General features: G+C 66.2%; 8 protein-coding genes. 5 read left to right on the forward strand and 3 right to left on the reverse strand.

Annotation, left to right across the window (positions count from 1 at the left end; genetic code table 11):
- Window positions 1-150 precede the first annotated feature (150 nt).
- The 5 genes from G3N97_RS33780 (at window position 151) to G3N97_RS33800 (ending at window position 5,013) form a co-directional block, all read left to right on the forward strand.
- Window positions 151-2,202, forward strand: coding sequence for an EAL domain-containing protein (locus G3N97_RS33780; RefSeq protein WP_205997225.1), 2,052 nt, complete (start codon window positions 151-153; stop codon window positions 2,200-2,202).
- Between the two features lie 56 nt (window positions 2,203-2,258).
- Window positions 2,259-3,128, forward strand: a complete 870-nt coding sequence (gene motA, locus G3N97_RS33785; protein WP_205997226.1) for a flagellar motor stator protein MotA — start codon at window positions 2,259-2,261, stop codon at window positions 3,126-3,128.
- 42 nt (window positions 3,129-3,170) lie between these two features.
- Complete coding sequence (motB, locus tag G3N97_RS33790) at window positions 3,171-4,112, forward strand: flagellar motor protein MotB (protein WP_205997227.1); 942 nt, start codon at window positions 3,171-3,173, stop codon at window positions 4,110-4,112.
- 77 nt (window positions 4,113-4,189) lie between these two features.
- Window positions 4,190-4,366, forward strand: coding sequence for a hypothetical protein (locus G3N97_RS33795; RefSeq protein ID WP_181440967.1), 177 nt, complete (start codon window positions 4,190-4,192; stop codon window positions 4,364-4,366).
- 161 nt (window positions 4,367-4,527) lie between these two features.
- Window positions 4,528-5,013, forward strand: coding sequence for a PRC-barrel domain-containing protein (locus tag G3N97_RS33800; protein WP_241031004.1), 486 nt, complete (start codon window positions 4,528-4,530; stop codon window positions 5,011-5,013).
- 80 nt (window positions 5,014-5,093) lie between these two features.
- Here G3N97_RS33800 and G3N97_RS33805 read toward each other — a convergent pair whose 3' ends face one another.
- The 3 genes from G3N97_RS33805 to G3N97_RS33815 all read right to left on the reverse strand — a co-directional run.
- On the reverse strand, window positions 5,094-6,245 hold the full coding sequence (locus G3N97_RS33805; protein WP_205997228.1) for an aromatic ring-hydroxylating dioxygenase subunit alpha: 1,152 nt from the start codon (window positions 6,243-6,245) through the stop codon (window positions 5,094-5,096).
- Between the two features lie 648 nt (window positions 6,246-6,893).
- A complete protein-coding gene (locus G3N97_RS33810) occupies window positions 6,894-7,712 on the reverse strand; it encodes a YkgJ family cysteine cluster protein (protein WP_205997229.1) in 819 nt (272 codons plus the stop codon).
- A 148-nt stretch (window positions 7,713-7,860) separates the two neighbouring features.
- The coding region (locus G3N97_RS33815; RefSeq protein ID WP_205997230.1) for an ATP-binding cassette domain-containing protein at window positions 7,861-8,315 on the reverse strand (455 nt) is incomplete at its 5' end.

Here is an 8,315-nt window from a genome sequence, read left to right on the forward strand (position 1 = left end):
GCGAGCGCCGCGCCGCGCGCACGCCGCGCCGCTGCATGGCGCGGCCACGGCATTGGCGCCGCCACTAATTTCGCCACGCGTCGTTTGCTTGCGCGTCAGCGCACCTGCCGCGCTTGAGGATCATCGAGACGAACGCCTATGGATCACACCATGAAGCCCGCGTCCCGAGCGCCTCAGGCGCGCGATGCCTGGTCGCTGCGTAGCGCGACCGCTGCGTTGCGCCGCTCGATCCGCACGCGCACGAAGCTGCACATCGGCATCTTCATCGTGCTGTTCGCGGCGCAAACGCTGTTGCTCACGAGTCAGTTGCTCGCCGTGAATCATGCACTCGAACATGCCGAACACGCCGAACAGGAACCAGCCGCACACGCGTTCAAGGATCGTTACGCGGATCGCAGCAGCGATGAAGGCAACGAAGGCAGCGCAGACAACGAACGCCCCGCGCACGCACTCGACAACGTGCAGGCCGTGCCCGCGCGTCTCGTGCTGATCGACCGCCAGGGCCTGCACGAAACGGACTTGCGCGACATGCGCGACGACAGCCTGCAAACGGTCGGCGACGAACGCGCGCTCGGCGTTCACGATGCGGCTCGCCACGCGCGCCGGCTCGTCAAGCGCACGCTCGAAGCCGCGCTCGCGATCGCCTGTCTCACGCTGCTGCTCGGCGTCGCGCTGTTCCGCCATGTCGAGCGCACGATGCTGCAGCCCTTGCTCGCGATCACCGATTCGCTCGTGCGGCTCGCGCGCGGCGAAGAAATTCACACGCTGCCCGACCTCGAACGCACCGACGAAATCGGCGCGATGGCCAAGGCCTTCGACGCGCTCTGCGCCAGGTCGCGCGAACTCAAAGACGCGCACGAAGCCACGCGCGCCGCCGAGGCGCACGCCCAGGCGCTCGCGCGCCACGACCCGCTCACCGGCTTGCCCAACCGCCGCCTGCTCGCGGCGGAAATGGGCGCCGCATTCGAACAGGCGCGCCGTCGCGGCAGCGGCTATCTGGTGATCGTGATCGATCTCGACCGCTTCAAGCCCGTGAACGACCTGTACGGCCACGCGGCCGGCGACGCCGTGCTCTGCGAAATCGCCGCGCGTCTGCGCCGCAACGTGCGCGAGCGCGATACCGTCGCGCGTCTCGGCGGCGACGAATTCGCGGTGCTCGCCCTCGCCCCGCACGACGAACAGGCCGATGTCGCGCGCGAACTCGCGCAACGTCTGCTGGCCGCTGTGCGCGCGCCCATCGACGTGGACGGCGTGCGTCTGAACGTGGATGCGAGCATCGGCATCGCGTGCTGCCCGCGCGACGGCGAAGATGCCGACGACCTGCTGCGCGCCGCCGACATCGCCATGTACCGCGCCAAATGCGAAGGCAAAGGCACGTATCGTTTCTTCGAGCAGAAGATGGACGACGAACTGCGCGAGCAGGCCACGCTCGAATCGGACGTACGCCGCGCGCTCGCGGGCGGCGAAATCCGCCCGTACTATCAACCGCTCGTGCGTCTCGCCGACGGCCAGACCGCCGGCTTCGAAATCCTCGCGCGCTGGCATCACGCCGAACGCGGCTGGGTGCCGCCCGATTTGTTCGTCCCGTTGATCGAGCAGATGGGCATCGCGCCCGTGTTCATGGCGGCGATCCTGCGCCGCGCCTGCCGCGACGCGCTGCGCTGGCCCGAACGCTATCGCCTTGCGTTCAACATCTCGCCCGCGCAGTTCAAGGACGAACAACTGGTCTCGCTGCTGCTGCCGATTCTCGCCGACGAAGGCTTTCCGCCCGAGCGTCTGGAGATCGAGATCACCGAGTCGGCGCTGATGTGCGACTTCGATATCGCGCGCGCCGTGCTCGCGCAATTTCGCGGCGCGGGACTGAGCATGTCGCTCGACGACTTCGGCACCGGTTATTCGAGCCTGCAGCATCTGCACGAACTGCATTTCGACAAGCTCAAGATCGACCGCTCGTTCGTGCTCTCGATGGCGACGTGCAGCGAAAGCGCGAAGATCGTCGACGCCATCGTCGCGCTGGCTTCGAATCTCGGCATGGCCACCGTCGCCGAGGGCGTCGAAAGCCAGGAACTCGCGCGCATGCTGCGTCTGAAGGGCTGCGAGTACGCACAGGGCTATTACTTCGGCAAGGCAATGGCCGCGCGGGACATCGACGCGCTGCTCAACGTGGACCGCGCCAACGCGCTCGCGCAAGACGCCGCGTAGACGCTGCGCGCGGCCGTCGGGTCCGTTTCAACACTCAAGGAAGCAAGGGAAACATCATGTTTGTCGCAATCGGCTGGATCGTGGTCCTCGGATCGGTGATCGGGAGCTTCGTCGGCGTGGGCGGCCATCTGCCCGCGCTCGTGCAACCGTTCGAACTCCTGTGTATTTTCGGCGCGGCGATGGGCGCGTTCGTGGTGAGCAATCCGAAGTCCACGCTCGGCAAGACGCTCAAGGCGCTGCCCACCTGTTTCAAGGGCGGCGGCTACACCAAGGCGCAGTATCTCGAACTGATCGCCCTGCTCTACGAACTGCTGCAAAAGGCCCGCAAGGAAGGGATGATGGCGCTCGAAGTGGATATCGAGGCGCCCGATAACAGCCCGATTTTCCAGAAGTACGCGCGCGTGCTGGCCGACCATCATCTGCTCGATTTCATCGTCGACTATCTGCGCATGATGTCGGGCGGCAACGTGAACCCGATGGAAATGCAGGACCTCATGGACGAGGAACTCGACACGCATCACGCCGAAGTTTCGGTCGCGCCCAACGCGATCCAGAAGATGGCGGACGGCCTGCCCGCCTTCGGCATCGTGGCCGCCGTGATGGGCGTCGTGCACACGATGGGTTCGGTCGGCCAGCCGCCCGCCGTGCTCGGCGAGATGATCGCGGGCGCGCTCGTGGGCACCTTCCTCGGCATTCTGCTGGCCTACGGTTTCGTGGGCCCGATCGCCGATCTGCTCAACGCGAAGGGCCGCGCCGCGACCAAGCCGTATCAGTGCGTGAAGGCCGTGCTGCTCGCCTCGCTCGCGGGCTACGCGCCGCCGGTGGCCGTGGAATTCGGCCGCAAGGTGCTGTTCACCGCCGACCGTCCGAGCTTCAAGGAACTCGACGAAACCGTGCGCGCCACCAAGACGCCGAAGGCCGCGTAAGCGCGGCGCACAGAGACACCGCAACACCGGGGAGAAAACAACATGTCGCAAAGACAGCGCGCCGCGCAAGACAGCGAGAGCAGCAAACCCGCGCCCGTGATCCGCCGCGTGAAGAAAGGCGGCGCCCACGACGCGCATCACGGCGGCGCGTGGAAGATCGCCTATGCCGACTTCGTGACGGCGATGATGGCCTTCTTCCTGCTGATGTGGCTGCTCGGCTCCACCTCGCAGTACGATCGCGACGGCATCGAAAAGTACTTCAACACGCCGCTGTCGAGCATGCTCGGCGGCAAGCCGAATTCGGCCAATCCGAGCCCGAGCATCATCAATGGCGGCGGTCACGATCTGTCGAACAAGCTGCCCGCCGTGGGCGGCGCGAACGCGCAGCCGTCGCAGACGCGCGCGGTGCCGGTATCGGTCGCGCCCGCCGACGCCGCCGACAAGGCGCGTCTGCAGCAACTGAAGGCGAAGCTCTCCGCGCTGATCGAGCAGAAGCCCGCGCTGAGCGCATTCAAGGACCAGATCCGCGTGACGATCACCGACGAAGGTCTGCGCATCGAGCTCGTCGATTCGCTCAAGCGGCCGATGTTCGCCACCGGCAGCGCGAAGCTCGAAGACTATGCGTACGCGATCCTCGTCGAGATCGGCAGCGCGCTCAACGACACGGCGAGCGGCGTGTCGATCGCGGGCCATACCGATTCGGTCCCGTATTCGGGCGGGCTTGCGGGCTACTCGAACTGGGAGCTGTCGAGCGAACGCGCGAACGCGGCGCGGCGCGCGCTGGTGGCCGGTCATCTGAGCGAGGACCGTCTGCTGCAGGTGCGCGGGCTCGCCGACGTGCTGCCGCTCGACAAGGGCAGCGCCGACAGTCCGCTGAATCGTCGCATCAGCATCCTCGTGATGAATCAGGCCGCCGAGCGCGCGTTCTTCGAAGATGCGCACCGCTACAACGTGGCGGGGAAAAATGCGGGGACGGCGTCGTAACCTGCGCGCGGTGTGAGCGTGCGCAGCAGGCGCGGAGTTTGCGGTGAGAAAGCGTCCACTTCGATGGGAGCGACGCCATGACTGCAACCGATCCGCGTAATCCGCAACCCGACGACCCGCGCCACCCTGCGCCCGCCCAGCACAACGACAACGCGCACAGCAAGATGCCCGAGCGCGACGACCGCGACCGCAAGCAGTCGCCGGCCGATCGTCCCGGCAAACATCCGGGAGAAGGCGAGCCTTCAGTGAGTTGAACGCGTGCCGAATCACGCCGAGCCGCACGCGTGCGGCGCTGAAAAATCCGCGCAATCTGCGGCACGGGCATTGCTCTAGTGAAGGTACGACGGCCGGCGGCGTCACGCAGCATCGCGAACGCGCCGGCCGAACTCAATGTAGTCCTTCACAGGAGGCGATCATGCCCACCTTCACCCCCAGCAATATGCCCACGAGCCAAGGCAGCCAGGGCGCGCGCATCGTCGGCAAGGGCAGCGAAACGGCCGCCGGTCCCGGCCCCGACATCATGGCCGCGAGTACGCTCGACAGCAATCGCGTACTCAGTTCGGACGGCGAAGAAATCGGCAAGATCAAGGAGATCATGCTCGATGTGCAAGGCGGACGCGTCGCCTATGCGGTGCTGTCGAGCGGCGGCTTTCTCGGTATCGGCGACAAGCTGTTCGCCATTCCGTGGGGCGCGCTCACGCTCGATACGAGCCGCAAGTGTTTCCTGCTCAATGTCTCGTCCGAACGCGTGCGTAACGCGCCGGGCTTCGACAAGGATCACTGGCCCGCGATGGCCGACGCCAAGTGGGGCAGCACCGTGCACGCCTATTACGGCAGCGAGCCGTACTGGGAAGGCGTCGAACCCGTGGTGCCGCCGCGCGATGACATCGGGCATCACTGATCGCGTTTGATGCATGGGTTCATTCACGCGCGGGCGCTGTTTTTCGAGGCGCTCGCGCGTGATTCTGCGGATCGCGCGAGTTAGTTTGCTGCGTTCGCGTCTGAAACTGACGCAATGGGTAGTACCGGCGTCAGCGCCCCGTCGAGCGCCCACGTCGACACATCACGACGCGCGGGACAAGCGATCACGTTGATCGCGCGCTTGTTCTCCACATCGCTCGCCGCATCGCCGGAACCGGGCGGCGCCGCAAGCCAGCCGCGCTGTTCGAGCGCGCGCACGCGCTGCCGGAACGCGATCTGCAAGGCATCCGATTTCACCGACACCTCGCTCTGCCAGCCATCCGGCACGAGCTCGGGACGCACGCGTCGCAACACTGCGTGATCCTCGTTGAAGATACGCAGATTGCGCGCGCGAAACCGCGCGTCGAGCAGCGGCGTTTTCAGAAATGTGCGCCCCATCATCCAGTACGTGCGCGTATGCAGCGCATCCACCGGCACATGCGCCGACACGATATCAATCCGCCAGCCGTTCCCCAGTTGCAGTTCGAGCGTCGCGCACGGGCCGCTCAAATGAAAACCCGTTTGCGTAACCACTTCCACGTGCTCGCCGGTCGCTTGACGGCGCAGCAGACCGCGCCGTACGGGCCGCTGCATCACGAGCTTCGCGTGGCCGCTCCACGCATCGGGCGCGCTCACTTCGAACGCATCGATCTCGGGCCGATCCGGCGCGCCGAACGAGGTGCCGTGCACGAACGGCGCGTGCGCGAAATCGAGTCCGTTCTCGACGATGCGCTCCCAGTTCGCGTCCCAGTCGAAGGTGCCGTGGATCACGCGCACATTGGCGTCGTCGGCCCAGGCGAGCGGCGGCAGCGGCGGGCGCTCTTCTTCGGGCAGATCGCCGAGAAAGGCCCAGATCCAGCCGTGGCGCTCGACGACCGGATAACCGTCGACGCGCGCCCGCGCCGGAATGCGCGCCTGCGGCTGCGCCGGAATATGCGTGCAGACGCCGTCGCCGCCATAACGCCAGCCGTGATACGGGCATTGGACCTCGCCGTTCACACGCTGGCCCGCCGCGAGCGACGCGCCGCGATGCACGCAGATATCGGAGAGCAGACGCGCCCGGCCTTCGGTGTCGCGGAACGCGACGAAGCGATGGCCGAGCAGCGTGACAGGCAGCAACGCGTCGCGCAGATCGGTCGACGCAGCCACGACGTACCAGAGATTTTTCAGCATGGAATCGGCAATTTTTGCAGCAAGAAAACGGGATCGATGTTGCGTTGCGAACGCATCGCCTTTTAAAAAGGGCCAGCGCGTTACAGCGGCAGTCTAACCGCTGCTTTGATTGCATGCCGCGTGCCACGCAGCACGCGCTTGGCGGGCCGTCCGACTTCGCCAAATTACGTCGGCCAGCGCACGGAAGGCTCCGCACGAAAGCGCGACCCTGCGCATGCAGCATCCACGCGCGCGCGACATCCGAAAACGCCAATCAACGACGCGCCGTGTGTGTAAAGCGCAACAGCTTCGCGCGCAGACCTTTTCAGGTACCGGAGTTGCGGCGCAACATGCAGTGAAGAAGCCGGGGCGGCGCGGCACCCGGCACGAATGCCCGAACTGACCGGACAAACCGGTTTTGCTCGACGCTTCGTCGCGAGGGGCTCGCCCCTAGACTGGCCTTGCATTCAAACCAACAATGGGGAATGGCAATGGGCGTGACTAACTGGATTCTGGTGCTCGAATGTGCCTACATGGAATTTTCGAGCTGGCGCGGCAAGAATATCTATCGCCGCACGGTGGCCTACGATCGCGTGGTGTGGTGCTGAGCGCGGCGCACGCAGCGCTTTGATTTCGACACGTTCGACGCGTTCGACACCTCCGGCACTTTCACGCAGCGCTCGCCGGATGAAACCCCAGGTAGTGCTGGGGCATCGGCAACGCTTCGGGCGGCGCGCTCAGGGCGTCGACGGAAGCGAGCGCATCGCGCGTGGCCTGGCGATTCGAAATCAGCGTCCATGAGATGCCGGGGTCGATTGCGTCGGCCGCTTGAAGCGTGTTCTGCACCGTGTTTTTGATCGACGCATTCGCAACGTCGAGCGCGGCGGCAATCGCCGCATCCATCGCTTCGCTGCCCGGCTTGACGATCACGAAACCCTCGTTGCCGAGCGCCGCCATGCGCACGCCGAGTTCGTCGCAGAGTGCGCGCTTGGCCGGCATGTCGGCCACATCCGAATGGCGGCGCAGCGCGATATCGGCCTGCACCGTCTCATCGACATACCGCCCCTCGATTTCGAATACCGAATAGCGCGACTCCCACGCCTGCGGCGGACAGCCTTTCGCGGACGGTGCGAACGGCACGAACGGATTCACTTCGGCGGGATAGATGCGGCACACGCGCGGCCGGTGATCGTAAGCGCCGCAGCGCAGATCGGGCAGCAGGTTCGGACACGGACCATCGAAAGCGGCCACCACCATCGGTACGATACGCACGGGCAGCGTGCCGCTCATCGCCGCGAACGAGCGCGCGCGTTTGTACGCGGCATAGCCGTCGTCGGCGGGCGGTTCGGCAAGCCACGGCAGCGCTTCGCAGAAGAGCTGCACGTCGCCGCCATCGCGCAACCAGACGCGCGCCTCGGCCAGACTCAGGGGAATGCGCAGATCGTGGCAACAGTGGCCACACATCGTGCAGGAAAAGTGGGTAGACATCGTCATTGACTGCGGGGACCGGCGCGGCCCGCGCAACGAGAAACGTCGCGCGAGCCCGCACCCAGGCAGCCCATCCTAGCGTGCGCGCCTTACGAAAGGCTGTAAGCGCGTCACGCCGGTGGATATGTCGATGTCGATCCGGATCGCCTCAAGCAGCGAGCGGCGCCTTCACCGATGCCTCCAGACGTTCGAGCAGACGCGCGCGCAACGCGCGGTCCGCGCCCTGCTCGCGGCGTTGCGCGCGCGGCTGCGTCACCTCGAAGACGTGACTCGTCGCGCGCGTGGCCGCGCCCTTCGCCGGTTCCAGCAGCACGACGCGGTCGGCGAGATACAGCGCCTCGTCGAGATCGTGCGTGACCACGAGCGCCGCCATGTCGTGCGCCTGCACAAGCGTCAGCAGCAGGTCTTGCAGACGCATGCGCGTCATCGCGTCGACGGCGCTGAACGGTTCGTCGAGCAGCAGCAGACGCGGCTGCGTGTAGAGTCCGCGCGCGATCGCCACGCGCTGCGCCATGCCGCCCGAGAGATGCTTGGGCCAGCGCGCGCCGTCGTCGGCGTGCAGGCCCACCTCTTCGAGCAGCGCCGCCGCGCGGGCCGCCGCCG

The organism is Paraburkholderia sp. Ac-20347, from assembly GCF_017104805.1.
GTDB lineage: Bacteria > Pseudomonadota > Gammaproteobacteria > Burkholderiales > Burkholderiaceae > Paraburkholderia > Paraburkholderia tropica.